This is a genomic window from Paraburkholderia fungorum (genome assembly GCF_046026025.1).
In the GTDB taxonomy this organism is placed as follows: Bacteria; Pseudomonadota; Gammaproteobacteria; order Burkholderiales; family Burkholderiaceae; genus Paraburkholderia; species Paraburkholderia fungorum_E.
Genome location: NZ_JAQQFL010000109.1, coordinates 1 through 523, shown reverse-complemented (window position 1 = coordinate 523; position 523 = coordinate 1). Strand labels below are relative to the sequence as shown.

General features: G+C 66.3%; 1 protein-coding gene. It reads right to left on the bottom strand.

The annotated features are described in order from the left end of the window. A partial coding sequence (locus PQR67_RS38220) for an AMP-binding enzyme (protein WP_408467959.1) occupies positions 1-523 on the bottom strand: 523 nt, incomplete at both ends.

Below are 523 nucleotides of genomic sequence, written 5' to 3'. Positions count from 1 at the left end.
CTCCACCTCCAGCACCTGCTCAAACAGCGTGGCGAGCGTCGTTTCGAGTTCACCTTGTGGTGCTTCGTAGCCGCGTGTCTGGAACTCGGGCGCCGGGAGTGCTTTGCGGTCCACCTTGCCGTTTGGCGTCAGCGGCAATGCGTCGAGCACCACCACCGCCGAGGGCACCATGTAATCCGGCAACGTCATGGACAAGGCCGCGCGCAGTGACACGCCATCCAGCGTTGCGCCCGCATGCGGTGCAACGTAGCCCACCAGCCGCATGCCACCTGTTGCGCCCTGCGCGGTCACCACCGCTTCACGCACGTTGTCCTGCGCCAGCAGTTGCGCCTCGACTTCGCCCAGTTCGATGCGGAAACCGCGGATCTTGACCTGATGGTCGATCCGTCCGAGATATTCCAGCGCCCCGTCCGCCCGCCAGCGCGCCAGGTCGCCCGTCCGGTAGAGCCGCCCGCCCTGCGTGGAGAACGGATCGGGTACGAACCGCTCCGCCGTCAATGCCGCGCGGTTCAGATAACCGCGT